29 protein-coding genes and 2 pseudogenes are annotated in these 25771 nt (G+C 67.4%); 11 read left to right on the top strand and 20 right to left on the bottom strand.

The window, feature by feature from the left end; translation table 11 throughout:
* Window positions 1-281: 281 nt before the first annotated feature.
* The gene (locus tag ABD844_RS51885; RefSeq protein WP_344897368.1) at window positions 282-1469 is read right to left on the bottom strand and encodes a hypothetical protein; all 1188 of its coding nucleotides are present in this window, start codon (window positions 1467-1469) and stop codon (window positions 282-284) included.
* A 771-nt stretch (window positions 1470-2240) separates the two neighbouring features.
* Here ABD844_RS51885 and ABD844_RS51880 point away from each other — a divergent pair.
* The 4 genes and pseudogenes from ABD844_RS51880 to ABD844_RS51865 form a co-directional block, all read left to right on the top strand.
* Complete coding sequence (locus ABD844_RS51880; RefSeq protein ID WP_344897365.1) at window positions 2241-2438, top strand: hypothetical protein; 198 nt, start codon at window positions 2241-2243, stop codon at window positions 2436-2438.
* A 4-nt stretch (window positions 2439-2442) separates the two neighbouring features.
* On the top strand, window positions 2443-3516 hold the full coding sequence (locus ABD844_RS51875) for a hypothetical protein (RefSeq protein ID WP_344897363.1): 1074 nt from the start codon (window positions 2443-2445) through the stop codon (window positions 3514-3516).
* A 239-nt stretch (window positions 3517-3755) separates the two neighbouring features.
* Complete coding sequence (locus tag ABD844_RS51870) at window positions 3756-4118, top strand: amidohydrolase family protein (protein ID WP_344897359.1); 363 nt, start codon at window positions 3756-3758, stop codon at window positions 4116-4118.
* Window positions 4067-4429, top strand: a pseudogene (locus ABD844_RS51865) (amidohydrolase family protein); the annotation flags it as partial. The gene ABD844_RS51870 and the pseudogene ABD844_RS51865, both read left to right, overlap by 52 nt.
* 379 nt (window positions 4430-4808) lie before the next feature.
* Here ABD844_RS51865 and ABD844_RS51860 read toward each other — a convergent pair.
* The 4 genes from ABD844_RS51860 to ABD844_RS51845 form a co-directional block, all read right to left on the bottom strand.
* Window positions 4809-5678 (bottom strand): SDR family oxidoreductase, encoded by an 870-nt coding sequence (locus ABD844_RS51860; protein WP_344897356.1) that lies wholly within the window; start codon window positions 5676-5678, stop codon window positions 4809-4811.
* A 151-nt stretch (window positions 5679-5829) separates the two neighbouring features.
* Entirely contained in the window at window positions 5830-6588 is a 759-nt protein-coding gene (locus ABD844_RS51855) for a GOLPH3/VPS74 family protein (protein WP_344897353.1), read from the bottom strand.
* A 101-nt stretch (window positions 6589-6689) separates the two neighbouring features.
* Window positions 6690-7208 (bottom strand): hypothetical protein, encoded by a 519-nt coding sequence (locus ABD844_RS51850; RefSeq protein ID WP_344897350.1) that lies wholly within the window; start codon window positions 7206-7208, stop codon window positions 6690-6692.
* 106 nt (window positions 7209-7314) lie between these two features.
* Window positions 7315-8064: a MerR family transcriptional regulator gene (locus ABD844_RS51845; RefSeq protein WP_344897347.1), complete on the bottom strand. Its 750-nt coding sequence runs from the start codon at window positions 8062-8064 to the stop codon at window positions 7315-7317.
* Window positions 8065-8291: 227 nt separating this feature from the next.
* Here ABD844_RS51845 and ABD844_RS51840 point away from each other — a divergent pair, with 227 nt between their 5' ends.
* Window positions 8292-8897 carry a TetR/AcrR family transcriptional regulator gene (locus ABD844_RS51840; RefSeq protein WP_344897344.1) on the top strand — a complete coding sequence of 202 codons (606 nt, stop codon included), beginning with the start codon at window positions 8292-8294 and terminating at the stop codon, window positions 8895-8897.
* A 382-nt stretch (window positions 8898-9279) separates the two neighbouring features.
* On the opposite strand, the gene ABD844_RS51835 is transcribed toward ABD844_RS51840, so the two are convergent.
* Complete coding sequence (locus tag ABD844_RS51835; RefSeq protein ID WP_344897341.1) at window positions 9280-9915, bottom strand: YrhB domain-containing protein; 636 nt, start codon at window positions 9913-9915, stop codon at window positions 9280-9282.
* On the opposite strand from ABD844_RS51835, the gene ABD844_RS51830 reads away from it, so the two are divergent.
* Both ABD844_RS51830 and ABD844_RS51825 read left to right on the top strand, forming a co-directional pair.
* The gene (locus ABD844_RS51830; RefSeq protein ID WP_344897338.1) at window positions 9841-10104 is read left to right on the top strand and encodes a CPBP family glutamic-type intramembrane protease; all 264 of its coding nucleotides are present in this window, start codon (window positions 9841-9843) and stop codon (window positions 10102-10104) included. The two genes, ABD844_RS51835 and ABD844_RS51830, sit on opposite strands and share 75 nt — an antisense overlap.
* A 181-nt stretch (window positions 10105-10285) precedes the next feature.
* On the top strand, window positions 10286-10678 hold the full coding sequence (locus ABD844_RS51825; protein ID WP_344897335.1) for an ester cyclase: 393 nt from the start codon (window positions 10286-10288) through the stop codon (window positions 10676-10678).
* Window positions 10679-10851: 173 nt separating this feature from the next.
* Here the strand turns inward: ABD844_RS51825 and ABD844_RS51820 are convergent, their stop codons facing one another.
* A complete protein-coding gene (locus ABD844_RS51820; RefSeq protein ID WP_344897332.1) occupies window positions 10852-11160 on the bottom strand; it encodes a hypothetical protein in 309 nt (102 codons plus the stop codon).
* A 129-nt stretch (window positions 11161-11289) separates the two neighbouring features.
* Window positions 11290-14037 (bottom strand): AfsR/SARP family transcriptional regulator, encoded by a 2748-nt coding sequence (locus ABD844_RS51815; protein ID WP_344897329.1) that lies wholly within the window; start codon window positions 14035-14037, stop codon window positions 11290-11292.
* 470 nt (window positions 14038-14507) lie between these two features.
* On the opposite strand from ABD844_RS51815, the gene ABD844_RS51810 reads away from it, so the two are divergent.
* Window positions 14508-14687, top strand: a complete 180-nt coding sequence (locus tag ABD844_RS51810; RefSeq protein ID WP_344897326.1) for a hypothetical protein — start codon at window positions 14508-14510, stop codon at window positions 14685-14687.
* 93 nt (window positions 14688-14780) lie between these two features.
* Here ABD844_RS51810 and ABD844_RS51805 read toward each other — a convergent pair whose 3' ends face one another.
* The 10 genes and pseudogenes from ABD844_RS51805 to ABD844_RS51760 form a co-directional block, all read right to left on the bottom strand.
* Window positions 14781-15254, bottom strand: coding sequence for a hypothetical protein (locus ABD844_RS51805; protein ID WP_344897323.1), 474 nt, complete (start codon window positions 15252-15254; stop codon window positions 14781-14783).
* Between the two features lie 310 nt (window positions 15255-15564).
* Window positions 15565-16203 (bottom strand): DNA-3-methyladenine glycosylase I, encoded by a 639-nt coding sequence (locus ABD844_RS51800; RefSeq protein ID WP_425568805.1) that lies wholly within the window; start codon window positions 16201-16203, stop codon window positions 15565-15567.
* Entirely contained in the window at window positions 16193-16471 is a 279-nt protein-coding gene (locus tag ABD844_RS51795) for an alpha-ketoglutarate-dependent dioxygenase AlkB (protein ID WP_344897320.1), read from the bottom strand. The genes ABD844_RS51800 and ABD844_RS51795 overlap by 11 nt, the downstream gene beginning before the upstream one ends.
* Window positions 16468-16992: a hypothetical protein gene (locus ABD844_RS51790; protein WP_344897317.1), complete on the bottom strand. Its 525-nt coding sequence runs from the start codon at window positions 16990-16992 to the stop codon at window positions 16468-16470. Before ABD844_RS51790 ends, ABD844_RS51795 begins: the two co-directional genes overlap by 4 nt.
* A complete protein-coding gene (locus ABD844_RS51785) occupies window positions 16980-17270 on the bottom strand; it encodes an Ada metal-binding domain-containing protein (protein WP_344897314.1) in 291 nt (96 codons plus the stop codon). Before ABD844_RS51785 ends, ABD844_RS51790 begins: the two co-directional genes overlap by 13 nt.
* Window positions 17267-18007, bottom strand: coding sequence for a 2OG-Fe(II) oxygenase (locus ABD844_RS51780; protein ID WP_344897311.1), 741 nt, complete (start codon window positions 18005-18007; stop codon window positions 17267-17269). The genes ABD844_RS51785 and ABD844_RS51780 overlap by 4 nt, the downstream gene beginning before the upstream one ends.
* Window positions 18004-18621 (bottom strand): methylated-DNA--[protein]-cysteine S-methyltransferase, encoded by a 618-nt coding sequence (locus ABD844_RS51775; RefSeq protein WP_344897308.1) that lies wholly within the window; start codon window positions 18619-18621, stop codon window positions 18004-18006. The genes ABD844_RS51780 and ABD844_RS51775 overlap by 4 nt, the downstream gene beginning before the upstream one ends.
* On the bottom strand, window positions 18618-19118 hold the full coding sequence (locus ABD844_RS51770) for an RNA polymerase sigma factor (protein WP_344897305.1): 501 nt from the start codon (window positions 19116-19118) through the stop codon (window positions 18618-18620). Before ABD844_RS51770 ends, ABD844_RS51775 begins: the two co-directional genes overlap by 4 nt.
* A 49-nt stretch (window positions 19119-19167) precedes the next feature.
* On the bottom strand, window positions 19168-19662 hold the full coding sequence (locus tag ABD844_RS51765; protein ID WP_344897303.1) for a methylated-DNA--[protein]-cysteine S-methyltransferase: 495 nt from the start codon (window positions 19660-19662) through the stop codon (window positions 19168-19170).
* Between the two features lie 387 nt (window positions 19663-20049).
* Window positions 20050-20442 (bottom strand): annotated as a pseudogene (locus tag ABD844_RS51760) (ISL3 family transposase); the annotation flags it as partial.
* A gap of 569 nt (window positions 20443-21011) precedes the next feature.
* Between ABD844_RS51760 and ABD844_RS51755 the strand changes: the two are divergent.
* Complete coding sequence (locus ABD844_RS51755) at window positions 21012-21632, top strand: DUF6461 domain-containing protein (protein WP_344897300.1); 621 nt, start codon at window positions 21012-21014, stop codon at window positions 21630-21632.
* 219 nt (window positions 21633-21851) lie between these two features.
* Here ABD844_RS51755 and ABD844_RS51750 read toward each other — a convergent pair whose 3' ends face one another.
* Window positions 21852-22619, bottom strand: a complete 768-nt coding sequence (locus ABD844_RS51750; RefSeq protein ID WP_344897297.1) for a hypothetical protein — start codon at window positions 22617-22619, stop codon at window positions 21852-21854.
* Window positions 22620-23204: 585 nt separating this feature from the next.
* Here ABD844_RS51750 and ABD844_RS51745 point away from each other — a divergent pair.
* Window positions 23205-23780, top strand: a complete 576-nt coding sequence (locus tag ABD844_RS51745) for an RNA polymerase sigma factor (RefSeq protein WP_344897294.1) — start codon at window positions 23205-23207, stop codon at window positions 23778-23780.
* Window positions 23773-24717 (top strand): hypothetical protein, encoded by a 945-nt coding sequence (locus ABD844_RS51740; RefSeq protein WP_344897291.1) that lies wholly within the window; start codon window positions 23773-23775, stop codon window positions 24715-24717. Before ABD844_RS51745 ends, ABD844_RS51740 begins: the two co-directional genes overlap by 8 nt.
* A 320-nt stretch (window positions 24718-25037) precedes the next feature.
* Here the strand turns inward: ABD844_RS51740 and ABD844_RS51735 are convergent, their stop codons facing one another.
* Window positions 25038-25658 (bottom strand): L-threonylcarbamoyladenylate synthase, encoded by a 621-nt coding sequence (locus ABD844_RS51735; protein WP_344897288.1) that lies wholly within the window; start codon window positions 25656-25658, stop codon window positions 25038-25040.
* Window positions 25659-25771: the final 113 nt, after the last annotated feature.

Here is a 25771-nt window from a genome sequence, read left to right as displayed (position 1 = left end):
ATCTCTAGATAGTGACCCCAACCAAGGCGTCGTGGCCGGTCTGACCAGGCGTTCCAGCCCGTCGCCTCTCCCCGGCACGGCGAAGAACCACGTCGCGACCCGGGCATGGGCGGAGCCATGGCTTTCGAGGCCGGGCATCGTGGGCTGCCTGCCTCACCCTGCGGGTGTCACTGCCGACGCGGCAGGAGCCGGAGCCATCCGATGGACTCGGGTGCGCCGGTCCGGCCGCCGCCGGCGCTTCCAGCGCTGGCGCGCAGCGCGGACATCCGGGAGCGGTTCGACTATTCGGTGCGGCGCAGATCCATGGTGTCGGATCCGTCCCACCGGTTGTTCGCGGCTGCTTGGCGGGCTCGCTCTGCCAGTTCGCCGGTCAGGCCGGTGCGTTCGATGCACCATTCGACCCACTGGGGTAGCAGATCGAGTACGGCCTCGGCGTACTTCTTGATGTATCCGTCTGCGACGAGGATCACGGTGTGCTCGATCCGATGCGGGGAGCAGGCGTAGTAACCGGGTCCGGAGAGGCGGGACCAGGTGTCGGCGAGCGTGGCGATGTCCTCTCGTTCGGGTCTGTGGTCAGCTCGATCGCGTAGCCAGGCGGCGAAGTCGTCGATGATCGGGGCGAGGTCCCGCTCGGGCTTGGGCTCAGGAGCGACAGCGAACGACTCGCAGAGGGCGCCGGCGCGCTGGCTCAGCCGGAAATGCTCGGCGATGAGCTGTTGCGACTCACTGCCGAGCAGCAGGGCGCCCAGGAGGCCCGAACGGCGCAGCGGATCCAGGAGGTCGCGGGCGGTGGCTTCGTCGCACGGGGCCGGTTGGGTGGAGGCGGGCGCCGCGTGCGTCCCCACGGCGGCTCGCCACTCGGCGAGCGCTTCCTCCGGTGAGGCGAAGACGGCGGCGTGCACGACCTGGTCTCGGGCGCAGCGGTCGATGTCCCAGCAGTACCAGTGCGGGTCCTCCTCGCCCCAGGCGAAGGGGGCGAGGAGCGCGTACCGCGAGCCGTACTCGTCGGCCAGCAGCAGTGGCTCTCCGGTCGGAGTGGCCCGGAGGATCTCACTCGGCCACCCGGGAGCGATCCCGGCCTTGGCCAACGCCGTCGTGGTGTCCTTGATGGCTTCGCGGACGGCCAGGTCGGGGTCGCGGCGCAGCGTCTGCCCGCTGGACGGCGGGGTCATCGCGGCGAGCCCGTGCAGCAGCCGCCACAGGTCGCTTGTCGGCCCGCCGGTGCGCGCGGCCATCTGGATCTCGTCGCGGACGAGGTCAGCCAGGGAGGCCAGGTACTGGTCCCAGTGGAAACCCATGGTCTCGGTCTGTGTGCGCGCCCACAACTCCTCGCCGACGAGGTCGACGACGGCGTTCTCCAGCCGCAGAGGCGAGTGGGCGGGCAGGTCGGCGAGGCGCTCGATGATCGCATTGTGGGAGTCCGGCCACCACTGATCCCCAGCGGTCCCCATCAGCGACTCGAACAGCACAGAACGAGGGTCGGGTGCGGGCTGACGGGCGGCGAGTTGCAAAGCGCGCCGAGCAGGATTGCCGCTGACTCCCCGCGTGGGATTTGCCTTCGCTCTACGCTTCTTCGCCACGGCACCCGATCCTACGGTGTTCTCATGGGTCGCCAGAGGACGTCGGCGGCATCGGAGACCACGAACACTTCCGTCTGGTGCCAGCCGATCCCGAACACGACGGATATGTCCGCTGAGCCGAGTCTGGAGAGCGCGCAGGGGTTCGCCCCGGCCCGGTTCGCCCTTGAAGCCGCCCGCCGAACGCCGGCCTCGGCTGGATGATCAGATGCACATCGCAGCGGCGCAGAGTTCGGTGGCGTGGGCGTGGCGCAGTTGGTGGCACAAGGACAGCACAAGGCGACAGAGAAGGGGCCCGCTGTTGGCGCAGCAGGCCCCCGAGGTCGAGGTGTTCCGTGGTCGAGACGGATGGTCCCCTTCGAAAAGTTCACCAGCTCTCAGGCGAACTTTCCTCTATTGAAGCGGTGCAAAATGGACATCGGTAGCGTGTGTGGCATATTCGCACGTTCGCGAATAGCGGTGTCCAACTCTGAACGCCACCGAACAGTGCCGAACGTCTCTGAACATCCGCGCCCACCAGCGTTTCCCCGATTCCGCGCATGGAGCCGAACAGTCGTGCGGCGTGGGCCATCATTGGTTCAACGCCCCTGATTCCGGACGGTTGGCGCCGATGGGATCACAAGGTTTTTTGGGGCCTTTCCGTGGTCGAGCCTTCAAAAGTAGGTGATCCTCTCGATGTTCTCTGTTCGTTTCCGCTTCCCGGGTGCCGGCGTCGTCATCCTGATCATCGTCATCGTGTTCACGGTGACACTGCTGCGTCTGGGCTATGAGCCGGAGGTAGCACTCGCGCTGATCGCGGGCACCGCGGCGGTGGCGGTCAAGGCCACGCAGCGGTTCCTTCCCCGGTCGAAGACGATCTGAGCGAATGGTGATTCGCAAGGGCGGTGAAGAGCCCCAGCGCCCGGCAGGGAAAGGAGCGACGGACAACTCGTTGTTCCGGCTGCGGGAAGCGTTGCAGACCTTGGCGTTGGCGGAAGAGGACCGCACGCGCGCGCTGGGGACCCTGGCCGCCGCCGAGAAGCAGCACAAGCGCGCCGCACGGTTCCTGGCGACGGCCGAAGAAGACCGCGAGCAGGCGGCACTGGCTCTGACCCTGGCCAAGAAGGACCGAATACGTGCCGTACGGGTCCTGGCGGAAGAAGCCGACCAGGCGTACGCGAGAGTCGGGTCTCTGGACGCCAGGGAAAACAGTGCGGTTGCGCGGGCGGAGGGAGGGCTGGCGGAGGCCGACGGTCGTAGCGCGAGTGCCGAAGACGACCTGGCGCACGCCGACGCCCGGTACCGGGATGCGATAGAGGAACTGGGGCGGACTGACGCCCAACGCGTGCGTGCCGAAGAAGAGTTGACGCACGCCGATGCCCGGCGCGCGCAGGCGGAAAGGAAGCTGAGGCTTACCGAGCAGCAGCACAACCTTACTGAGCAGCAATACAAGCGGGTGATGGCTGAGGCAGGGGTCGCTCGTGCCGCTGCCACGACCACGGCGATAGAGTCCTACATCGCTGGAAGCCTCGGCAGTCAACGGCTGAATCAGGCGGAGGCCGGCGGGCCGCCGGAATTGCCGTTCGGGCCGCCGGCAGACCTTCCCGGCTATGTTCTGAAGCCGGATCCGCTGTCCGCGCGGACTCCCGCCGAGTTCGTGGAGCTGCTGAAGCAGTACCGAATCTGGGCGGGCGAGCCCAGCTATCGGGAAATCGTCCGACGCGCTCGCAAGGCGTTCGGCGCCAGCACGTTGTGTGAAGCTCTGAAGTCCTCCCACCTGCCGCCCGAGAAGCTGGTCCGGGCCTTCGTCTGGGCCTGCTCCGGTTCCGAAGAGGACCTGCAGGCGTGGACCACCGCCTGGCGGCGACTACGCATGAAGCATCAGCGGCCTCAGAACGAGACACTGGCCGCCATCTCGGCATTGCCCATCAGCGAGGAGGCCCCCGGCCTCGTCGGCTGAAGACGCAAGATGCACTTCCGGCGGGCCTCGCGAGAAGCCCGCCAGAAGTCCCGCTGCCCCACGATGTCCTGACTCAAGGGAAACGATGCGGGCGCATTTCCCGGTGCCGCCACCACCTGGCCTTCCCGCCCGTCCGTGCCCCCGCAGGAAGTGGACAACTACGCGACCGTCAGAGAGCTCGACCGCCTGGGCCTTTGCTGTCGGCGGAGAGCGTCTTCATGGTGACGTAGCTGGTCACCGTGGCCGTCTACGTGGGCACCCTGCTCGGCCGCTTGGAGGCCCTGCACTCCGGCGTGACCACGATGCTGGACTGGTACCACATCGTGCAGAGCCACGAGCATGAGAACGCCGCCGTCGCCGCGCTGCGGGACACACCGGGGCGGTCGATCTTCTGCCTCGGCGCCGGATGGGGCACCCCCGACCCCGTCGACGCCGAGATCCGCCGCGTCCGCTCCAGCCTGGCCGGAGACGGCCTGGTCACCATGGCGCTGGGGCTGCGCGGGCCCGAGGACACCAGCAGGCCAACGGCATCAGCGACGAGGAGTTGCGGATGCTCGCCGACGCGGGCAGTTCGGTGTCGATCAGCCCGGACGTCGAGCTGAAGATGGGGTTCGGCCGGCCGATGACCGGCCGGGCGCTGGCGGCCGGCCTGCGCCCGACGTTGTCCATTGACGACGTCCCATCGGCCGGCCGCGACATGTTCTCCACCATGCGCACCGCCTTCGCCGTGCAGCGCGGCCTGGACGGTGGCCTGCGCTCCCGGGACCTGCTGTCGTTCGCCACCATCGACGCCGCCCAGTCGTGCGGACTCTACGCCCGAACGGGCAGCATCACACCCGGCAAGGACGCCGACCTCATCCTTCTGCGCGCCGACGACCTGACCGTTTTCCCGGTCACCGACCCGGCCGCCAGCATCGTCAACGCCGGCCTTCCCGGCCTGGTCGACACCGTCCTCGTCGCCGACCGCCTGGTGCTCGCGACGGCAGGCATTTCCGGCCACGCCGCAGGAAAGGCCGTCCCGCAGACGCACGTACGTCTGGCCCGCTCCGACGGCCAATGGCACCTGTACGGCCGGACGGCGAGATCGACGTGGGCGGGTTCGGCCTGTCTGTCCGAACCATCCCGGCCTGCCGTACCAGGTCAGGACAGCCACGACGGCAGCCATCAGGTCCACGGCCACGAGGACAAGGAGGCCGCGCCCGTGCCGCAGTTGCGTGCCGCCTCCCAACTCGGCGAGACCACCAGACCGGGCGGGCGAACGGAAGGACCGGGCGAAGAAGCCGTCCAACGGTTCAGGGTGATCGGGTGGGCGAGGACCGGGAGAAGGCTCGATAACGCAACAGATAGCGGGGCACCTGCCGGAGGGCAACGGGCCGTGGCCACTCACCGGCGCGGAGCCACGCCTCGGAGCCGCCGTCGACGACGATGACGCTGCCACAAAGGAACGCGGCCGCGGGCGAGAGCATCATCATCACCCAGTCGGCGAGGTGTCCGGGGTCACCCACTCCACCGACCGGGATGGGGAATGCGCGGAACGCTCTGGCCGCGGCCGGGTTCGCGAGCTCCTCGTCGAGCAGGGCGGTCTGCACAGGTCCTGGGGCGAGCACGTTGAGCCGAATCCCGGCGCCGGCCCACGCCGGTGTCACGGCCGCTCTGCGTGCCCAGTCGGTCACCGCGATCTTCGATGCCGCGTAGGCGATGTTCGGGGCGACCGGCCCGAACAGTCGCAGCGTCCGCACCGCCCGGTCGATCTCACCGGCGCGCAGGGCGCGGATCACCCGTCGGGGTACTCCAGGGGTGACGCTCGCCGAGTTGCTGCCGAACACCACGGCCCGGGCATCGCCGCTCGCCGCGAGCGCCGGCCGCAGGGCGGTCAGCAGCTCGACCGTGCCCAGGTGGTTGATCTGCGCGATCTTCCGTGGGCGGTCGGGACCGGGTGAGGGGCCGATCCCGGCGGCGAGGACCGCACCGTCGAGTACGCCACCGGACCGCTCGAGCACTCCGGCGGCCGCTGCCGAGCGGCCTTCCGGTGTCCCAAGATCGGCGAGGATGTCGGCGTCGTGCAGATCCACCTCGATCACGGAGTGTCCGGCGGCACGAAGTCGCCCGGTTACCGCGGCGCCGATCCCCGATGCCGAACCCGTCACTGCGTAGCTGCTCATTCAACTCCCCGGTTCTGCTGAACTTGTCGATGCGCCGTGTCGAGGCTTCGGGCGATTCTCGGCGGCGGATCCGGAATCGGGCTGGATGTCATCATTGGACAATCGTCGTGAGATCGACGCAGGTCGTTCCTTTGGTTCTGCGGAAGCACGGCTAGTTCTGCGGAAGCACGGCCGCCGCGATGACGACGTTGTTGACGATGGTTGCGGTGACGGTGCGCGCAACCGCTTCGGCGGCGGCTCCGGCTCCCCAGTTGCCCTGCTCGAGCTCCTTGGCGCGGGTGATCACAGGGGAGGTCCAGGGGATCTCGCGGTGGAACTGGGGAAGCGTCCCGCTTCCTGAGAGCAGTGCCGCGAGCGCGGCGATACGGGGCTGCGGTTCCGCGCCCTCGACGAGCACGTCGCGGACCTCCTCAAGGAGCCGAGACCGGCGCCCGCTTCCGCCGTCCTTGAGGACCGTCGTGTTGAACAGGCCGAGCGCCTTGCGGCTTTCGCGGCGGATGTCGCCGCGTTCGATGAGCCTGTCCAGCAGCGGGCTGCGCAGTGTCGGCCCGATCGCTGCGAGGACCGTCTGGACGCCTCGGGGCTTCTGGGAGACGTAGTCCCAGGCGGAGCGGAGGATGTCGTCCGACGGCGGGCGGTCCTCGACGGCTTCCACCCGTGTCGTCCCGCCCCTGCCGGTGCCGGTTCGGACGTGCTGGCCGAGGGCGAGATCCGCGAGCACCGCTCCTGCGAGGGTGTAGAAGAGGGTGTTCTCGCCTGCGATGGTCCCGGTGCCCGCCTGGAGGCCGGAGGCCGGCTGGAACAGGAGGAGCAGGAGATCCTCCGCCAGGGTCGGAGCGCCGAGCCGTTTCGCCTCGCCGGGCGTCTCGGTCTCGCCGCCGACGAACGGTTCGTCAGGTTGTTGATTCATCGGTCACTTCTTTCTGTGGTGGATCGGTTCTGTCGAGGACCAGAGTTCTGTCGTCGATCGAGGTGGCGCTGGCGTCACGATGAGAATCCGTCGCGGTGTGTTCAGGCCAGCAGGGCCGTGAGCATGCCCCAGGACAGGGTCGTGGTCACGGTCGTCCAGACAAGGATCGCCACCGCCTGCCACAGCAGGACCCACCCTCGCGGCGTCCCGGAGGCGACGAGCATGGCGGAGGTGAATTGGGTGGGAATTGCCAGGGGCCCGAGGATGCTCGCGCCGGGCACGCCGAATCGGACCAGGTACCTACGGAAGCGCTGACGTCCCTTCGACTCGGGCTTGGGCTCCGCGGGCGTCTCAACCCGGCGCGCGCGACGAGCCGCCGCAGTGGTGCGGACTCGCGTGCTGAGCAGCACGACCGCGAGAACGCTGAGGAAGTTCCCTGAAGCCGCGGCGATGCCGGCGACGATGGGATGGATCCCACCCAGGACGCCGATCGGCGACGCTCCTTCGCCCTCGATGAACGGGATCGCTCCGGCGAGCATGACAATGAGGGGCTGGACGATGTCGGGAACCTGAGCCACGAGATCTTGAAAGTTACGGACCAGGGTCTCGATGGGATTCACGACGGCTCCTCGGGCTGCGTCTCGCGCATATCGCGATCTGTTTCGACTGGAGCCCCAGTAGAGACCGTGTTCTTGGAACATGGTCAAACCCCGTGGGAGGCGACTGTCAGTCGTCGCCATTCGCCTCGCGCGCGATGCGCGGTTGCTCGTGCGCGAGGATGCTGGCGCGGTGCAGTACGTCGAGCTGGGCGGTGTTGTACAGCTCGATCACCGCTTCGATGAACGTCTGCTGCGTGACATGCTCACTCTTCGACAGATGCGCCGCCGGATCGCTCAGCCAGGGATAGTCGATGAGGTTCTGGGCGAGGATCGGCGCGAGTCTCTCAGCGAGTCGCTGCCTGGTCGCCTCGTCCGCGTCGGGCGACAAGGCGTCGATGTCGGCGCTTATGGAGCCGGTGTCGGCCTCCACCATGCGCCTCAGGTCCGTCATCGCATCCTCGTCGTAGAGTTGCGTGTAGATGTGGATGATCGAGCTGTCAGCCTCGGACAGGCGTGAGGCGACGGACTCGAACCCCGCCGGCACGTCGGCCGGCGCGCTGTCGCGCAGGATGGCCGCGATGTCGGACCGAGCTCTCTGCAGGCGCTCGATGCGTGCCGCGAGTTCGGCGTCGAGCTGTCGCAGTGCATCCGGGGTGCTGTCCCCGCCCGCGCCGACTTCTCCGATCTGCGAGAGAGGCACGCCGAGCTCGGCGAGCCGTCGGATGCGCAGAAGGTGCACGAGATCCTGCACCCCGTACTGCTTGTATCCGTTGTACCTGCGCTCGGGCTCGTCGAGCAGGCCGAGCCGGTGGTAGTGCCGAATGGTGTTCACCGTGGTGCCGGCGAGCTCCGCGAGTTCGCGTGTGCTCCAGGCCACGTCGTCTCCTTCCCGCGCTCACAGAGTGCGTCGTCGTCTCGCCTGCCGGCATGTCAGGTCCAGCAGATACGTCGACGCAGGTGCTGAGAAAGACCGTAACACTTCAGTACTGCTCGGTACCGAAGTCTCATGGGTGCCCGTGGGCGGCGCTGGTCCAGCGGGAACGTCGCGGCGATGACGTGACCAGCATCTCAGTTCCGATCCGTACCGAGGAGTACAATTGTGGCATGGGTGATTCCCGGAGTACTGTCATGGGCCGGCCCAGGGAATTCGACATCGACGAGGCGCTGGAGCGCGCCATGCAGGTGTTCTGGGAGCGGGGATACGAGGGGGCGACCCTCTCCGATCTGACCGGGGCCATGGGGATCACCAAGACGAGCATGTACGCGGCCTTCGGCAACAAGGAGCAGTTGTTCCGCAGGGCACTGGAGCGCTACGCCGAGGGGCCGGCCTCCTACGCGACGCGCGCCCTGGAGGAGCCGACCGCGCGAGGGGTGGCCGAGGCGCTCCTGCGTGGAGCGGTTCGGACCACGACCCTTTCCGAAGACCATCCTGGATGCCTGACAGTGCAGGGCGCGCTGGCCGCGAGCGACGGAGGCCGACCCGCGCACGATCTGCTCGTCGGCTGGCGGAACGACGCGAGTCTACGCCTTGAGGAGCGCTTCCAACGCGCCGTCGACGAGGGCGACCTCCCGCGCGACGCCGACCCAGGGCGACTCGCCCGATACATCATGGCGGTGGCATTCGGCATCGCCGTCCAGGCGGCCGGCGGCCTCGGTCACGACGAACTCCAGGACATCGCCGACATGGCACTGCGTAGCTGGCAGCCGTAGCAGGGGTACGACTCTGTCGAGATGAAGGATCCGAACGCATCCGACACGCATCCGCGCAGAGCCGCCTCACCGGAGCGACGCCGGCCGCGCTCACAAAAATCGCCCTCCGGTACGCGGACGACGCCCCGGATCGAATCCGGCGCGGACACTCGCCAGGCGGACCGTTGACGTGCTCAATCTGAACGGGCCGTACGAGCGATGTATTGACCGCGTCCCGACGGTCTCTCCTTTCAGCCAACCCATTGCTCGTTGAGAACGCCGCCGTGGTCGGCGTCGTGGGGCTTCTCGTATCGGGTGCGATGGGGCTGATGACCTTTGCAGTCGCCGTGAACATCCGCATCCGCGGGCTCGCCGCGTTCGGCGTCCACCGTGCGAAGCCGCGTCACTCTTCATTTTCGGGTCGCCGCGCCTGGGCGCTGGGTGGTGACGCCGAGGTGGGTTCAGGAGGGTCGGTGGCCGACAGGAGGGGGCCTGTGATGGTCGTGATTCCCAGTCGGGGTGAGAACGGTTCGGGTGGCCTGACCAGTTCGATCAACTCGGCTGCTGGGCGTTCGCCGGTCCCGATCGCGGCAACGTAGTCACTGGCTTGGGTCATGTTCAGGATGGGAGCGCGTCGCCGGAGGAGGCGGATGGCGGCGACCCGGCTGTCCCCCAGCGCCGCACGAACTTCGGTCGCGAACGGAATGTCGCGATGAGGGTCGTTCTCAACAGAGCCGATGGGCTTGATGCGCTGCTCGTAGTCCTCTTCCCAGAGCCCGGCGACGTAGTCGGTGACGGGGATGAGATGGATACTGCCGTCACGGCGGTCGACCAGATAGGGGCCGTTGCCGGCAAGCAGATCGCTGGTGCTGCCGCTGCGGAGGTATATCTGGGACTGATAGCTGACGATCCAGCCGAGGCGATGCTCGGTGACCCTGGTGATCGCAAGGGGACTCACTTGGCCGTGACCATCCACGGTCCCGCGGTCAGCACGGAGCAGTTCTTCGATCAGGCGCACGGCGTGCTCTCTGTCGATCATCGGCCCATTCTCGCGGTCAGATCCTTCCTTGGCATCAACCCCATCCTGCCCGTGGCGTTCGTCGGCGGCGTGCTCGCCGCCCTGCTGTTTCGCTGGTCGGGTTCGATCTGGTCGGGCATCGCCCTGCACGGCGTCAACAACGCGACCGCGTTGCTCGTCCCGCTCCTCATTGCGCTTGCCGGGGTGTGACGAGATCCGCCGGTGCGAGTGCGTCGGTGGCGCGGCATACCGACTTATGTACCGCTTGGAATAGAAGTCGCGGGATCGAGGTTCCCCCTTCTGCGATCACCGCCGCGATGAGATCGCGGAAGGGCGTCGTGAGTCATCACCATCCGACCACAGCCCCGATCTGGGCGACAGAGAGGCCACCATGCCTGACACCAACCCGCGCGAGTTCTACGAGCGCTACATCGAGGCACTCAACGCGCACGAGTTCGACCGCATGGACGAGTTCGTCCACGAGTCCATCGTCATGCACAGCGAGCCCAGCTCCCGCGCGGCCCTCGTCGCGCAGCTGAACAGCATCGTCGACGCGGTCCCCGACTTCCACTGGGAGACCCAGGAGCTCGCCATCAATGGCGACAGCCTCGCCGCCCGTCTGATCAATACCGGTACCCCCGCCAAGGAGTGGCTCGGGGCAGCTCCCACCGGCAAGTCGATCGAGATCGTCGAGTACGCCATCTACCGGATTCGCGACGGGAAGTTTCTGCACATGTCGGCCCTCCACGACGCCGAGGCCCTGCAGAAGCAGCTCGCAGGCTGACCCGGTCAGGCTCGGCCAACGCAGAGCCCAACGCCGAGCCCGACGCCGAGCGCATGAGTGCGGCCGCTTGGTGACGACACGGTCGCGGCGGAATTCCGGGTCGAGGTCCTCGACGTTGAGAGTGAGGGCTTCCTCGGTATGGGCGGCCGTGTCGTACTGCGCCTCCAGGTCCTCTACGGTGGCGGCTCTTCCGCGCGAAGCGGAACGACGTCGCCGCCCGACCGATGATCAACGGCCACCGCCACCCGGCCCCGGGCGCGCAGCCGTGCCGCCACCGTGGCCGCCTCCACGGCCGCCTCGGCAGCCGGGGCCGAGCCGCCTCGCCATGAGCCGCGCAGCCGGTCGGGCAGGGGTTCCGCGGCCGACCCGTACGTGGACTGCAGGCGCAGCAGCGCGGCTCTCAGCCCCTCCTCCAGTGCCTCGGCCGGGTCCAGAGCGGCGAAGTAGCCGATCGTGGTCCCGCCGGAGCAGAACGCGAACACCTCGATCCTGGCCGAGGCCGAAGGGCCATGGACGGCGCGTTCGGTGCCGGGGCGGGCGGTCAGGTCGGTCGGCGTAGTCCGCCAGAATTTGTACAGATCGAGATGTCGGGCACGCGACCGGGGTGCGGGTCAGAGCATGTTCTTGATCGGCTGGGGTGTTTCCGGCACGGGCTGGGCGAGGATCTCGGTCGCCTCCCCGGGTGTGAGCAGGCGGGCGTCGCGCAGGAGGCGAACGGACTCCTCCCACTGTTTCCACGCTTCGCCGTGCCGTTCGAGATCGTGCAGCGTGGTGCCGAACCACCAGCGTGACACGGCCTCCTTCAGGCGGTATCCCGACTCGTGGAGCAGCCGCACGGCCGTCGTGTAGCTCTCCACCGCCTCGGTCAGCCGACCGGCATGGCGGTAGGCGTCGCCCAGCGAACCGTGTGCGATGCCCGCATCGGCGAGCGGGTCCGTTTTCGGCCACAGCTCCACCAACTGGCGTGCTTCCGCGATCGCCTCGTCGAAGCGCCCCTGCCGGTAGTAGACGTGCACCCGGTTGTTGCGGAGCACCGCCGCGGCCGCGGGGCGTTCTGCGTCGTCGTTGAGCTCCAACGCGGACTCCAAGTAGCCGAGTGCCTCGTCGAGACGGCCCACGATCGTGTTGATGACGCCGAGGTTGTTGAGCACCCCGGCCTTCCGCCGAGGCAGGCCGGCGCGGTCCCAGTCGGTGAGGGCCGTCTCCAGTTGGGCGATCGCGGCGTCGTAGCGGCCCTGGTCTCGGTGTACCCAGCCGAGGAAGCTGCGGAGCTGGGCTTTGTCCTCCCATGCGTGGACGTGGTCGGCTACCTCGATGGCGTGGGTGTAGAGGTCGGCCAGTTGTGTGTGCCAGCCCTGGTAGCAGAAGGGCCAGTGGAGTCCGATGACCAGGCCGACGGCGGTCGCCGGGTCGGGGCCGGTCAACGCCTGCTGCGCGGCAGCGAGCAGGTTGTCCCGTTCGTCCTGGACCCATCGTTCGGCTTCGGCCGGGTCCTTGAAGATGGTGGCGGGCAGTTCGACGGGGCAGCGCGGTACGGGCTCGTTGTTGAACAGGGTGTTCGCCATCCACAGGGTGGTCAGGTAGTGGTGCAGCGCGCGCTGTACGGCGTTGGTGCGTTCCTGCTCGGGCAGGTCCTGGTGTGCTCGTTCGCGGGCGTAGAGGCCGACCAGGTCGTGGAACTGGTAACGGCCGGGGGCGGCGGGTTCGAGGAGGCGGGCGTCCAGCAGGCGTTCCAGGGCGGCTTCCGCGCGGTGGTGCGGCCAGCCGGTCAGGGCGGCGGTGGCGGCGGGGGTGTGGGCAGGCAGGTCGAGCAGGCCGAGCAGGGGCAGCAGGCGGGCGGCGTCATGGCCGGTGGGCTCTTCGTGGAGGTGGTGGTGGCTGACCGCGATGCTGGCGCGGACGGCCAGGTCGGCGTACTCCAGCACGTCCAGGCGGCGGGTGGCGTCGGCCAGCCGCGCTTCCAGGTCGGACAGGGCCCAGTCGGGGCGGGCGGCCAGGCGGGCGCCGACGATCCGCAGGGCGAGAGGAAAGCCACCGCACAGGTGGACGACCCGCTCGGCCGCCTGCGGCTCGGCGCGTACCCGATCGGGTCCGGCCAGACGGGACAGGAGCGCGGCGGCGTCGGCGGCGTTCAGGGCGCCCAGATGGAGACGGCGAGCGCTGTCGAGAGTGGCCAGCGGGTCCCGGCAGGTGATCAGGACCCGGCAGCCGGAACCGGCGGGGATGAGCGGGCGGATCTGGCGGACGTCACGGGCGTTGTCCAGGATGACCAGCAGATTGCAGGTCGCCGTCAGGGACCGGTAACGCGCGGCGGCCTCGTCCAGGCCGGCGGGAACGGCGGCACCGTCCAGACCGAGAGAACGCAGCAGATGGCGCAAGGCTTGGGCCGGGGGCAACGGGTCGAGACCAGGGGTGGACCCGTGCAGGTTGAGGTAGATGACGCCATCGGTGAACCGGGCCGCCATCGCGTGGGCGACATGAACAGCCAAGGCGGACTTACCAACACCGCCAGGTCCGTCGATCACGGTGACGACAGGCCCGTGGGCGGGTCCGAGCGCGGTGCGCAGGCGATCGATCTCGGCGGCGCGGGCGGTGAAGGCACGGGTGTCGGCGGGCATCTCGGCCGGGACGTACGGCTCGCCGGCCATGACCTGCTGGGCCGGAGCGGCCAGATCGAGGACGGGATCCTTGACCAGGACGGCCTGGTGCAGGCGGCGAAGTTCGGCACCGGGTTCGATACCGAGCTCGGAGACCATGACCCTGCGGGTGTCCTGGTAGACCGCGAGCGCCTCGGATGAACGACCGGCGCGGTGCAGGGCGAGCATGAGCTGAGCGGCGGCACGTTCGCGCAAGGGGTGGGTCCGCACATGCACGGCCAGGTCGGTGGCCACCGCGTGATGGTCCCCGGCGGCCAGGCGGAGATCGGCGTGGTCCTCCAGAACGGTGAGGCGTTCTTCCTCCAGACGGGTGGCTTCGATCCGCGCCCAGGGGGCGGCCAGCTCTGCCAATGGCTCCCCCCGCCACAACTGCAGCGCCGCGCGGAACAGAGCGTCCGCGACAGCCCTGCCCTCTTGCGCCTGGGCGATGCGGGCACGTTTGACCAGACGGCCGAACAGATGGGCGTCGACGTGGTCGGGTTCGAGCGCGAGCCGGTAACCGCCGGGCACCGTCTGGATGACCTCCTCAGCGCTGTGGGGCCCGAGGGTTTCACGGAGTTTGGAGATCACGATGTGAAGCTGCTTGCCCGCGGTCACCGCAGAGCCATCGCCCCAGACGTCGGTGAGGATCCGCTCGGCGTGCACGACCTGCCCGGCGTTCAGGGCCAGCCTGGCCAGCACACCGATACGTCGACTCCCCACGACCCGAACCGGTCCGTCACCACCCAGAACCTGCAACGGGCCAAGGAATCCGATCTCCAACGCCATCAGAAGACACTCCCCGCCCTTGACCGCGTCGGCAGCACAATGACGCCGCCGGGCCCATTCGTGGCGATGACGTAGGGATCGGCGTAGGGAACACGGCCCTCGTGCGGGCTTCTGGCGCCATGGTTCACATGTGCATGTATAGACGCGGAGAGTTGCAGATACCTTACAGATGACTCGGCAGGCTACGAATTCATCAGGGCAGACTACGGCAGGACGTCCCCACGGCGTCCGTACCGGCCGACCACACGGTGCCCCCACCCGCTCGTGCAGCGTCGGTGTCCACCTGACACCGTCACATACCTGCCATACGTGGGCCCGCGCCCCAGCCTCATGCGGAGGATTGTGTCGCGATCTCGGTGTCCCCTACGATCGCCCCTGCATCTTCGTATCGCGCAGGAGGTCTCGTGACACACGTCAGACTGCTCAAGAAGCTTGCCGTTGTGGCCGCAGCCGGTTTTCTCGCGCTCGGCCTTGGCGCTGCGACTGCCGCTTCCGCCTTCGCCGCCGGACCCACCGAGATAATCGACGACATCACCCCCTCCGGCGAAATCTCCGGCAACCCCACCTCGGGCGCCCCTCGGTAGGTCGCGAACACTTTCGCCCAGCCGACGCCCTACTGGCCTGCGACTTCATCGAGACCATTCCGGTGAGGGCGTGAGCGGTCCGTGAGGCCTCGGTCATGCGGTCATCTCGATGGGGTGCAGGCCGAGGGCCTTGTAGACGGCCTCTGTCGCCGTGCCGTCCCGGACGATCACTCGGTCGATGCCCGCCTCACGGGCGTTACGCAGAAGTTCGATCTTGAGCACCTGCTCCACCCACGCCGCGTGGGTCGGCTCCATCCATGTCACGACGTCGCGTGGGACATCGCCGCCTGGGTCGATGATCGAGATGCCGACGGTCTCGTAGCCTCTGCACGCTACGACGACGAGGCTCTCGTCGCGGATCGTGAAGGGCATCACGTCGATGCCACCGCAGATCATGGCGGATCGGAGGAGGTCTCCGACCGCCATGCCGAGCCGAGTCGATCGGGCGCTCTTGTCCGCGAGACTCGGGAAGTAGTACGTGGCGGCGGTCGCGCGGTGCGACTCGATCCAGAATTTGTCGGCGTCGAAGTCGGTCAGGTCGTATTCCTTGTCCTGTCGACGGGTCATTCGTATTTGCTCCCTGCACGCCCAGCCATAGCAGCGGTGCCCGCGACCGCCGGGCGCGTAACGGCCGCGGGCATGCTGAGCCGACTGATGTCAGCGATGCCGGGCGGTTGCTTCCCGGCATGTGGAAGACGCCGGGTCGCGCAGGAACGTGAGATCGGGGCTCGGCTTCAGGATCGACGGCCCGGAGCGTGCGGGTCCGCGCGGCGCTGAGACCGACGACCGTCTGCAGTTCCGCATCGGGATCGCCGCGAGATCCTGTGGTGCAGGGAGAGCTTGCAGACCGGCTATCGACGAGCTTGCCCATGAAGGGTCACGAGGTCCAGATTCCGGAGCTGCCCCGTCGATGCGAGCCGAGCAGATGGGTGTCGACGATGCCGATCGCCTCCATGAGCGCGTACATGGTGGTCGGGCCGACGAAGACGAATCCGCGTCGGCGCAGTTCCTTTGACAACGCGACCGACTCGGCGGACTTCGTGGGGATCTCTGCAAAGGTCTGGGGGCAGGGCGTGCTCTCGGGTCGGAAGGACCAGACCAGTTCGGCCAGGCCCATCTCCTCACGCAGCATGATGGTGGCGCGGGCATTGGTGATGGTCGCCTGGATCTTCTGCCGGTTGCGCACGATGCCGACGTCGGCCATCAACCGCTCGACATCGGTCTCGGTGTACGCAGCGATCACGTCCGGGAGGAAGTTGTCGAACGCCGCACGGAATGCGGGTCGCTTGCGGAGGATCGTTGCCCAGGACAGACCCGCCTGAAATCCTTCGAGACTGACGCGCTCGTAGACGCCGCGTTCGTCCGTGACCGGCATGCCCCACTCTGTGTCGTAGTAGTCGCGCAGCAGAGGGGCGGCGGCTGCCCATGCGGGCCGGGCGAGCCCGTCGTCCCCGACGACGACGCCGGGGTCGGCGGTGGTGCCGCTTGCGTCCTGTGTCATTCGATCACCCGTCAAGCCCGGTCACGCGCATCGTGATGTTGATCCGGCCGCGACTGAGGCCGCATCCCTCGGAGGCAGTGCTCTCGTGCACCTTGGTGACGCCGTGGTAGGCCAGTCGGGCGGGTCCGCAGAAGACGAAGAGAGGGCCTCGCACCCACTCGCGGAACTGATCCACGATCCACTTCTGCTGTTCCCGAGTCAGCCAATCGGGGACCAGGGTGGCGCCCGGGGCGACCTCTCCCCCGTCACGCTCGGGGATCTCCGGAGTGAACAGCGCTGTCATCGCTTGCCCTCCGTGTGTGTGAGGTGCACGAGGGAATCGTGCGCAACGAGCCAGGAGGTACCGTCGGCGTTTGCGCCGGCCAGACCGTCCAGATTGACCAGTCCGACGAGTGCGAGAGTGCGCGGGTCGCCGACTCCGGCGGTCGCGAGGGTACGTGCGGGGCTCCAGCGAGTCGACCACAGCAGCCGCCGGGTCATCTGGGCCCAACCGGTTGCCGGCCCGACCATCACCCACAGGTCGGGGTCGGCGGCGGCGAACCGTGACGCGTGACGCAGCCAGGAGGCCCCGGTCTCGGGCCAGGTGATCGTATCGAGAGTTCCGCCTCCTGTACGATCCCAGGCCGATTCGATCAGGCGTGAGGTCGCAAGGGCGTGAGGGGTGCGGCCGGAGCCGATCACGATATCGCGGGCACGGCGGTCGCAGGCGATTCTGATGACGGTCGCGACCTCGGCATCCGTAGCCGTCAGGTCCGCGTCATGACTCGCTGACGCCTTCAGCAAGGGGCTGGTCAGGGCTTCCATCGTTCGCCGTTCTCTTGGGCGCTCTTCCACTTCTGATAACGGTCCCTGCAGCAGGCTCCGCAGGGACGGAACCCGGCGGCGACCGCCGTGGCCTCGTCAGCGAAGAAGACCCGGTGCTGCACGTAGCAGCCGCGAGCGATGGCGCGCAGCGCGGCGGGACAATCGAGTCGCCCGTAGATCTTCGAGCTGCGATGGCCGCCCCACAGCCCCTTGACCGCAGACCGATAGAGACAGCCGTCTGCCCCCAGAAGGGTGTACGTCTTCGTTGCGTCACTCATGCGGCGTCATGGAAGACGAGAGCAAGGGTGTGACGTTCGCCGGACCGGATGGCGGACACACCGTGCCGAACCGGCGCGGCGGACCATCCGCGGGCGGACTTGACGGGTCGGTCGCGGGTGGTGAAGAGGTATCCGTGACCGTGCGGCAGCAGCGTGGCCGTGCCCCGGGACTGGGCGCGCGGGCGCTGTTCCAGCAGCAGGAACTCGCCGCCCGTGTGATCCACACCGGGCTCGTTGAGGTTGATCACGACCTGCAACGGGAACACGAGGTCGCCGTACAGGTCGCGATGCAGAGCGTTCCAATCCTTCTCGCCGTAGTGGAGCAGGATCGCAGAAGACTTCGTCTGGCCGGCGTCGTGGCACATCTGAAGCCACTCATCAAGCGAGTCCGGCCACGGTGCGGGCCTGCCGAGCTTGGTCCACCAGTCGCGGGCGATGGGAAGCAGCCGCGGGTACAGCGCCTGCTTGAGCCGCTCGATCGGTTCCGGGTACGGCGCTTTGAAGTATCGGTACCGGCCCTCGCCGAAGCGGTGCCGGCCCATGTCGACGGTGCTGCGGAACAGGTCGTCCTGCTCGTACAGCTCCCTGATCTCCACGGTCTCCTCCGGGGTCAGCAACTGCGGCAGCAGTGCGCCGCCGTACTCGTTGACCTCTGTGGTGATCGCCTCCCAGTCGCCGGACTCGACGCGGCCGTACCATCGATCCGTCTTCCTCCTGGTCGCCTTCGCGGTGCTCATGCTGCGGCCTCCAGGTTCAGCAGCATGGTCTTGGCCTCGAGCCCGCCGATGTAACCGCCGAGCGTGCCGTCGGTACGCAGCACGCGGTGGCACGGGACGACGATCGGCAGCGGGTTGGTCGCACAGGCGGTGCCCACCGCCCGGACGGCCTTGGGGTTGCCGACGAGCTCGGCCATGTCTCGGTAGCTGCGGGTCTGGCCGTACCCGATCTCGGGCAGATGCGTCTGCACGAGGCGCCGGAATCCGCGAGACAGGGACAGGTCCAGCGTCAGATCGAAGACCTGGCGGCGCTTGGCGAAGTACTCGTCGATCTCGCGCACCACTTCGTCCAGCCGCTTCGGGGCGCGCAGGATGCGCGGGCTGAGCTTCTGGCCGAGGGCTTCCAGGACTCGATCGTGGTCCTCGCTGGCGTACGCCACGCGGACCAGCCCCTCCGGGGTGGCGGCGAGCAGCAACTTGCCGACAGGTGAGTCGATGGTGGTGTAAGCGACATCGACGAGATCGGCTCGCTCTGCCGCCTGCTCCAGACGGCGATGGAGCCGGCCGAGAGTGCCGGCATCCACAGGCGTCGACAGCAGGGCGGTCATGTCGTCATCGTGGCGAATGTCGTTCATGATGATGCTCCTTTCGTGATCGCGCCCGGATACTTCTTCCTGAGATTCTTGAGCCCGTCTGCGGCGGCTCTTCTGGCCGCCTCAACGGTGCCGCCGAGGATCTCCGCGATCTCGGCGTATGTCAGCCCCGCCACGTAGCGGTAGGCGACTGCCTGGCGTTGTTTGCTCGGGAGCTCCTTCACTACGGCCCACAGGTCAGAGTCCTCAGAGTCCGGGATGTCCCGCCCTGTCGGTGCTTCCGGTGCTTCCGGTACCTCGTCGACTGGCAGGGGACTCCTCTTCGCGACACGCAGCACGTCGATTGCCTTACGATGCGCGATCGTCACGAGCCATGCCTCCACGTTCGCCGTCTCAGGCAGGTCGGGATAGGCGCGCATGGCGGAGAGGAAGGTCTCCGACCATGCGTCGTCCGCGTCGTACGGGCCGAGGACGACCCGGCAGACGCGCAGCACGGTTGCGCCGTGCTGCGCGACTACGTTCTCGAACGGTTGTTTCATGTCCATCCCATTGAAGACATACTTTCGATGGCAAACGTGAGTTTTCCGGTCAGAACAACCGTCCGGCGCTGACCGCAGGCGGCTCCTCAAGCTCCAGCAGCGCCTGCTTGTGCCCCAGCCCGCCGGCGTACCCGGTGAGGGAGCCGTTGGAGCCGACGACGCGGTGGCACGGCACGAAGATGCACAGCGGGTTCGCACCCACGGCCTGTCCGACCCGTTGCGCGAGACTGCGGTCTCCGACCTGCTCGGCGATCCGACCGTAGGTGGTCGTGTCACCGCACTGGATGCTCTTCACGATGTCCCAGACAGCGTGCTGGAACGCGTCACCCTCGGCGGCGAGCGGAAGATCGAACTGCCTGCGCCGACCCGCCAGGTAGTGGCGCAACTGTCGGGCAGCCTCGTTCAACAGCGGATCCGTGGAGTCGGCCACCTCGGGGCCGAACGTCTCCTCCGAGGGCCGGCGGACGTGGTGCCTGAAGTACAGGCCGGCAATCGTCTCGCCCTTTGCCACGAGCGTGATCGGTCCAAGGCTGGTCTCGATCACGATGTGTCGAGTACTCATCTGCGTTTCCCTTCTCCTGACTGGTAGACGTCCGCCGCCCGCAGAACGTGAGATTTCAGATGGGTGTCATTGCCGGTCACCGTGCTGGGCGACTACAGGAACCTTGCGGAGCTTCTCGCGAAGAAGCGCGCTCGACACGCCCACGGCGCAGGGGAAGCAGACGACTCGCACACTGATCTCGGCAAACAGCGACTCGATTGTCATCTGGGGTTGTCAAGCGAAGTAGCTGGTCAGCGGCATGAGGGCCGGTAAGGCGTGTCAGGCAGGTGGGTTGGCCGTGCTGCCGCACCGGGGTCCGAGTTGGCTGACGACAAAGGGGTGGTGGCGTTCACCCGGACCAGCGATCATCACCAGATGACCGTCAAAGAGCGCCTGCTTGGAGCGGCCCTCGACCATGTCCAGCAGGCGCACCGGCCCGGTGCCGTCACGGATCCCGGTGAGGTCGATGATCACGGTGACGTACTTGTCGCCGCGGCGGATGTGTCGCCACACTCGTCGACCCCGATCACGTGGACGCCGTCGAAGCGATGCTCGTCGTTGATCAGGACCTGCTTGCCCTCGGCCAGGATCGCGTCGTTGGCGGTGTTCCACGAAACCGCGAGGCCTTCGGCGATCCGGGCCACGGTCAGGTGCTGGACCACGATTGCCTCCAGTGCCCACCTGCCTCCGTGCCCACCGCGGCCCGCGGCGCGAGAGCTTCGCTCGTGGCTCGGCGGCACGAGTGGTGTCCTGGCGCCACACGTGCCCGCAGCCGCCCGCGCGGCTCACGCCTCGCGGCCGACGGAGCCTTGAGAAGGCGACCGTAGCGGTCCGGTCCGTCGAGGTCAGAATGCTGGCCGGCATGACCGAGACCGAGCAGTCAGACGCGTTCCGGATCCTGCAGAGGATGATCCATTCCCTGCGCGACGGCAACGACGGTGCATAGCTCGTTCCCCGGCGCACGTCTCGTCGCGCCCGGGTAGGAGTTCTGCGATGAGCCGGATAAGACCCGCACGGGTCTACACCATGAGCATGAGCCATCCGCGAATGGGCGAGGTGGCCAAACATGTGAACACGGCCTTCACCACGCCTGATCTCACCAAACCCACGAGAACCAAAAGGAATGTGACGAGTCCCCGTTCGCGTTGACGCATGAAGGCGCCGGGAAGGGAGACGGAAACCATTCCGTTCTCGCTCTCGACAGCAGTCGCGACTCCAGTAAAAGCTGGCACCGCGCTGTCTTCCTCGCGCGATATAAGGTAGGCGGCGGAAACCCCTTCTGAGTCTCCGTCCAGCCGTAGCGAATGTGCCGCCCGGCGCAACGCCGGGCGGCTTTTCTAGGAATGGATTCAATGGCCGATCGTGACCGTCTTTACGAACTGCTGTGCTCCTACGATGAGGTGGAGGACCCTCTACCCGCCTTCTACGCCGTCTGGTGTCAGGGCCTTGCAGAACAGGAAGTCGCGCGCCGCCTGGGCGCCGATCTGGGCTCGGCCACTGCAGCCAGGTTCGCCGACTGCGCCGGCATCGCTCTGAATATCCATGACGATCGGGCGTTTCTTGCCGGAAAGGCGGGCAGGTGGATCGCCGTGATCGGAGACCGTGTGTGCGCGAGCGACACGGCTCTTCGATCGATCTCCAGCGGTGGGGCCAAGGCCATCAGTATGGGGTGGGAGATTGGCGGTCCAGGCGTCCTCGTGTATGCGAGCGACGGGGAGGTTATCACCCAGTTCAAAATTGCGAATCCGCTGGTGCGCTCCGGCGAGGATCCCGGTGCGCTGGATTCGTACATGACGGGACTGCGTTTCGGGCTCAATGATGATCGAGGAGGAGCACTGGGTCCCGTTGAGGTGGCCGAAAGCATCACCTCGGCATTGGTCCTCATCGGGCGGGTCACTGGAGTGGAAATCAGCAGGAGGTGGTTGAACGCCGGCCACACCCTCTACGTGATTCCGCAAGGCGAGACCGGCTGAGCGCGGCCGGTCGCCATGAGGGGGCGAGGTGGCCTCGCGGCTCTGTGACGTCCGCGACGACTCGCCGGGCTACGAGGCCGAGCGGGAGCCGCGAGCAGGAAGCGCGGCGAAGTACGTTCCGGACGGTGCCGGCGGTGGTCAAGCCGGCGGTGGTCAAGCCGACGCTTTGGATCTTGTGGCTGCTGCTCGACCCGCGCCACCTCTTCTAACTCACGCGGTTCACCCGTAGTAGCGGTACAAGGCGAGCCAGAGAACCGCCATGTGGTTTTCGGAGGCGAATGCGATCACCTCGTCGCGGGACAGGTAGTCCTCAGACCAACGGTCCCAACCGGCATGTGCGCCGACAAAGTACCGACTTCGTTCCGGCGGGAACGAAGTGAGGAGCTGGTCGGCCAGCTCTGCTCGGCTGGCTTGTGTCTCGGCAAGCTGGATTCGGCCCTGCTCGGTATGCGGAAACTCATCGTAGGTGCCATCGTTCATTGTCCAGCGCATCCGACCGATCAGCCAGGTCGGCAGGAGGTCGGGGTCACCGGTTACTTCCTGCCAAGGTTCTCGACGATGCGGGGCATCGTCGTCTGGACCATCGTCTTCAAACCCGAACCCGGCGTCGGGCAGGTCAAGCTTCCCGTTGGAGATCAGGGTAATCCGCTCACCGGCAGATCCCAGGGCCCGCACACCCGAACCGTAGGGTCCGGGCCCGGCCGGCAGGGCCCCGGCTTCTTCGTCATCGTCTTCCCAATGTTTGCGCTCTTCCAGCGGTGTGAACGCCTCCGGCAGCCGCTTTTCAAGAAGAGTGTCGAGCAGTCGAAAAATTTCGTCCGTTGCCGTAATAGTGCCGCCATGAATGGATCGGTAGGTCACTGATGCCGTGCTGTCCGCCACGGCCTCCAGAGCCTCCGCGCGTAGGTCGTCCACGCCGCGAACCCTGACGATGCACCTTTCCTGATACAGGTGCGCAACCTTGGAGTTGGACAGATCTGCCGCCAACGATCCCACCACTCTCGCTTTATCAACTAAAGGTGCTAGGGGCACGAAATACCGCCGGGCATGGGATCCTAGCGGGTTCCATTCCGTGAGTGGTTGAGTACGCTCACGGTGAGCGATAGCGGTACGCCTGTCTTGGCCGGTAGTCGGCAGGCCGGCGCCTTGACCTCCGCCACCTGGAGCGGGGTGAGTAGCCGCGGGCATCTGCATCCTCAAGAGCCCACCCCGGGCTCCGCGGGCCGACGCGTTCGCCGTACGCTGGATCGGCGGCCGCGCCGAGAACTCCTCGATCGGATCCTTAGCGTCAACGCCCGCCGGCTACGACGCGTGCCGGCGATCTACGAGACCCCCTTCAAGAGCACCGCCCACATCGCCTCCTGGACCGGGCCGCCCCCGTGGCGAGCGCCCTTCCCGACCCGGCCGAGGACGATGTCAAGGGCATCCGACGCGCCCGCTTCGGCGGGCTGATCCGCGAATACGCGCAGGTCGCACAGGGCGGACAAGTTTCTGACACTCACAGGGAACTGGAGGATGCCTATCGGGCTAGTGATAGGTGTATCGACCACAACGAGACGTGGATGGCCGTGTGTGAGTACCCCCGACGTCATACCTGAAGAATGGGATGAGGCGTTACTGAGACCCTCATCACTTGATGACCCCCGCTGCTTCGACGATCTGTTCCGCCGGCACGCACCACCGCTGCACCGTTATGCCGCCCGCCGGTTGGGCGGCCACCTCGCCGATGACATCGTCGCCGCGACCTTCCATCAGGCGCTTCAGCATCGCCACAGCTACGACCCCGCCCGCGGGGACACGTTGTCGTGGTTGTGGACCATCGCCACCAACCTGATACGCCGTCACCACCGTTCGGAGGCACGGCTTTATCGTGCGCTCGCACGTACCGGCGTCGACCCTGTCACCGAGGGCCACGCCGACCTCGTCGTCGACCAGGTCACCGCGGCGACCACGACTCCACGCCTGGCCAAGGCGCTGGCCGGGCTGCGCAAAGCCGATCGCGATCTGCTGCTGCTGATCGCCTGGGGCGAGCTGTCGTACCAGCAGGTCGCCGACGTGCTCGGCATCCCGGTAGGAACGGTCCGCTCGCGGCTGAACAGGACCCGCGCCAAACTTCGCAAAGCTCTGGGAGAGGTATCCGATGGATGAGATGAAGCTGCTCCGGCACATGCGCGCCGAGATAGCCGTGCCCGACCCGGACGAACTGGCCGCGTCCATCGGCTGGCGATCGGAGCTCCCGACAGCACCGGTCCGGTCGAACCGCTGGCGCTCACTCGCGTTCACCCCGAAGCGCAACCGGGGACTGATCATCGGCGCTGCGCTGACCGCGGCGCTGGCGGCGGCTTTGGTGGTCGGCCCGAGTGTGGTGCCCGGAGCACCGGGCAGCGCGACCTCCTACGCCAATGCCGCCATCGAGATCGAGAAGGAGAACGGCGAGTGGGTGGCCAAGATCAAGGACCCTCTCGCCGATCATGAGCGCTATGCGGAGGGGTTCAGGGCGGTGGGGTTGGATGTGCAGTTGCGTCTGGTTCCGGCCTCCCCGGTAGATGTAGGGAGGGTGGTCGGGGGCGACCGGAGCGGGCCGATGCCCAGCCCGCTGCCGGGAGATGACGAAACGCCGAGCGGCCGTACGATCATCACCGCGGGCAAGGAGCCTTCCGGCTGCCAGATCGGGCAGGGCGACTGCCACCTCGCCATCCGCATCGCCGAAGACTTCCGCGGGACCGTGTCGTTCCAGGTCGGCCGACCCGCACAGCAGGGAGAGCCCTACCAACGCCCGACTCTTGCCACGGACTCCGGCGAGGTGCTTCAAGGGGTCGGGGCACACGAGCGGCCGGTGGCCGAGGTGCTCGACGAGATCAAGAAGCGTGATCTCCAGGTCGTGTACGAGCGGGTGACGTCCCATGACGAGGGCCCGTCCAACTACGCCACCGACCGGTATTACCACCTGACCTTCGAACCCGTCGATGCCAGTGAGGTCGGGCCGGACTGGGTCGTCTGGCAGGCGCGGTCGATCCAGGACGGCGTCATTCAACTGCAAGTTTCGCCTGAGAAACTCAAGCCCCTGGCGGAATCGACAAACTAGGCCCTTCCTGCCGACGCGGCAGGTATCGGCGAGTTCGGCTGGCCGGGACCTCGTTCAGGCCAGCCGAACTGCGGGGCTGACCGCAGCCCGTGCCTTTCCGCATGCCTCAGCCAGGGCAGATGCGGCGGTACCGCTCCCCGGGCACGTGCCCCGCCCCTTCGAGCGTCCGGCGATGGCGCGGATCGCGCGGCGGTGCCCCCGGTGGACGACGCCCGCCCCGCCGCCGGCGGCGGTCAGGGGAGCGCCGACGCGGTCGAAGGCCGGCCCTCAGATGTCGAATCGGCCTGGAGATCGCGGTCGGCGAGACCACTGCCGGTCGCCTATTCGAACAGGGACGTGTCTCCCGTGCCCCGGCGCAGAATCTCGGGTTCCGCCTGCGAGAAGTCGACGACGGTCGTCGGGGTGGCGCCGCATTCGCCGGAGTCGATGACCGCGTCCACCACGTGGTCAAGCCGCTCCTTGATCTCCCACCCCTGCATCGGGGGTTCGGTCTCGTCGGGCAGCAGCAGGGTGCTGGACACCAGCGGTTCGCCGAGCTCGGCCAGCAGCGCTTGGGCGACGACGTGATCAGGGATGCGGACGCCGACCGTCTTCTTCCGGGGATGCAGCAGCCGCCGCGGGACCTCCTTGGTCGCGGGCAGAATGAACGTGTAGCCGCCGGGAGTCGCCGCCTTGACCTGGCGGAACAGCGCATTGCTCAGGTGAACGAACTGGCCGAATTGGGCGAAGTCACGACATACCAGGGTGAAGTGGTGGTCGCTGCCAAGGCCGCGGATCTCCCTGATCCGGTCGAGGCCCTCCTTGTTGCCCGGTCGGCATCCGAGGGCATAGCACGAGTCGGTGGGGTAGGCGATGAGCCCGTCCGCTCGCAGGATCTCGGCGATCTGGCTGATCAGGCGAGGCTGGGGATTGTCTGGATGAAGATCGAAGTATCTGGCCACGCCTCGGATCTTAGGGTCCGGAATCCTGGCATGGCATGCGGCCCCAGGGCGGTACGGTCTCGCCGTCCGGCAGCCGTCCTGCCTGAGCCCGCGCCGGGCCGGCCGACATCGTG

Source organism: Nonomuraea antimicrobica (assembly GCF_039536965.1).
In the GTDB taxonomy this organism is placed as follows: domain Bacteria; phylum Actinomycetota; class Actinomycetes; order Streptosporangiales; family Streptosporangiaceae; genus Nonomuraea; species Nonomuraea antimicrobica.
The sequence above is the reverse complement of the archived record's forward strand: the minus strand, read 5'-3'. Positions and strand labels throughout refer to the sequence as shown.

Bases quoted from the DNA above. Each gene is read 5' to 3' on its own strand.
- ABD844_RS51875 (WP_344897363.1), top strand. From the start codon at position 2,443: ATGGTGATTCGCAAGGGCGGTGAAGAGCCCCAGCGCCCGGCAGGGAAA.
- ABD844_RS51860 (WP_344897356.1), bottom strand. From the start codon at position 5,678: ATGAGCAGCTACGCAGTGACGGGTTCGGCATCGGGGATCGGCGCCGCG.
- ABD844_RS51855 (WP_344897353.1), bottom strand. From the start codon at position 6,588: ATGAATCAACAACCTGACGAACCGTTCGTCGGCGGCGAGACCGAGACG.
- ABD844_RS51840 (WP_344897344.1), top strand. From the start codon at position 8,292: ATGGGTGATTCCCGGAGTACTGTCATGGGCCGGCCCAGGGAATTCGAC.
- ABD844_RS51835 (WP_344897341.1), bottom strand. From the start codon at position 9,915: ATGATCGACAGAGAGCACGCCGTGCGCCTGATCGAAGAACTGCTCCGT.
- ABD844_RS51825 (WP_344897335.1), top strand. From the start codon at position 10,286: ATGCCTGACACCAACCCGCGCGAGTTCTACGAGCGCTACATCGAGGCA.
- ABD844_RS51805 (WP_344897323.1), bottom strand. From the start codon at position 15,254: ATGACCCGTCGACAGGACAAGGAATACGACCTGACCGACTTCGACGCC.
- ABD844_RS51795 (WP_344897320.1), bottom strand. From the start codon at position 16,471: ATGACAGCGCTGTTCACTCCGGAGATCCCCGAGCGTGACGGGGGAGAG.
- ABD844_RS51790 (WP_344897317.1), bottom strand. From the start codon at position 16,992: ATGGAAGCCCTGACCAGCCCCTTGCTGAAGGCGTCAGCGAGTCATGAC.
- ABD844_RS51785 (WP_344897314.1), bottom strand. From the start codon at position 17,270: ATGAGTGACGCAACGAAGACGTACACCCTTCTGGGGGCAGACGGCTGT.
- ABD844_RS51780 (WP_344897311.1), bottom strand. From the start codon at position 18,007: ATGAGCACCGCGAAGGCGACCAGGAGGAAGACGGATCGATGGTACGGC.
- ABD844_RS51775 (WP_344897308.1), bottom strand. From the start codon at position 18,621: ATGAACGACATTCGCCACGATGACGACATGACCGCCCTGCTGTCGACG.
- ABD844_RS51770 (WP_344897305.1), bottom strand. From the start codon at position 19,118: ATGAAACAACCGTTCGAGAACGTAGTCGCGCAGCACGGCGCAACCGTG.
- ABD844_RS51755 (WP_344897300.1), top strand. From the start codon at position 21,012: ATGGCCGATCGTGACCGTCTTTACGAACTGCTGTGCTCCTACGATGAG.
- ABD844_RS51740 (WP_344897291.1), top strand. From the start codon at position 23,773: ATGGATGAGATGAAGCTGCTCCGGCACATGCGCGCCGAGATAGCCGTG.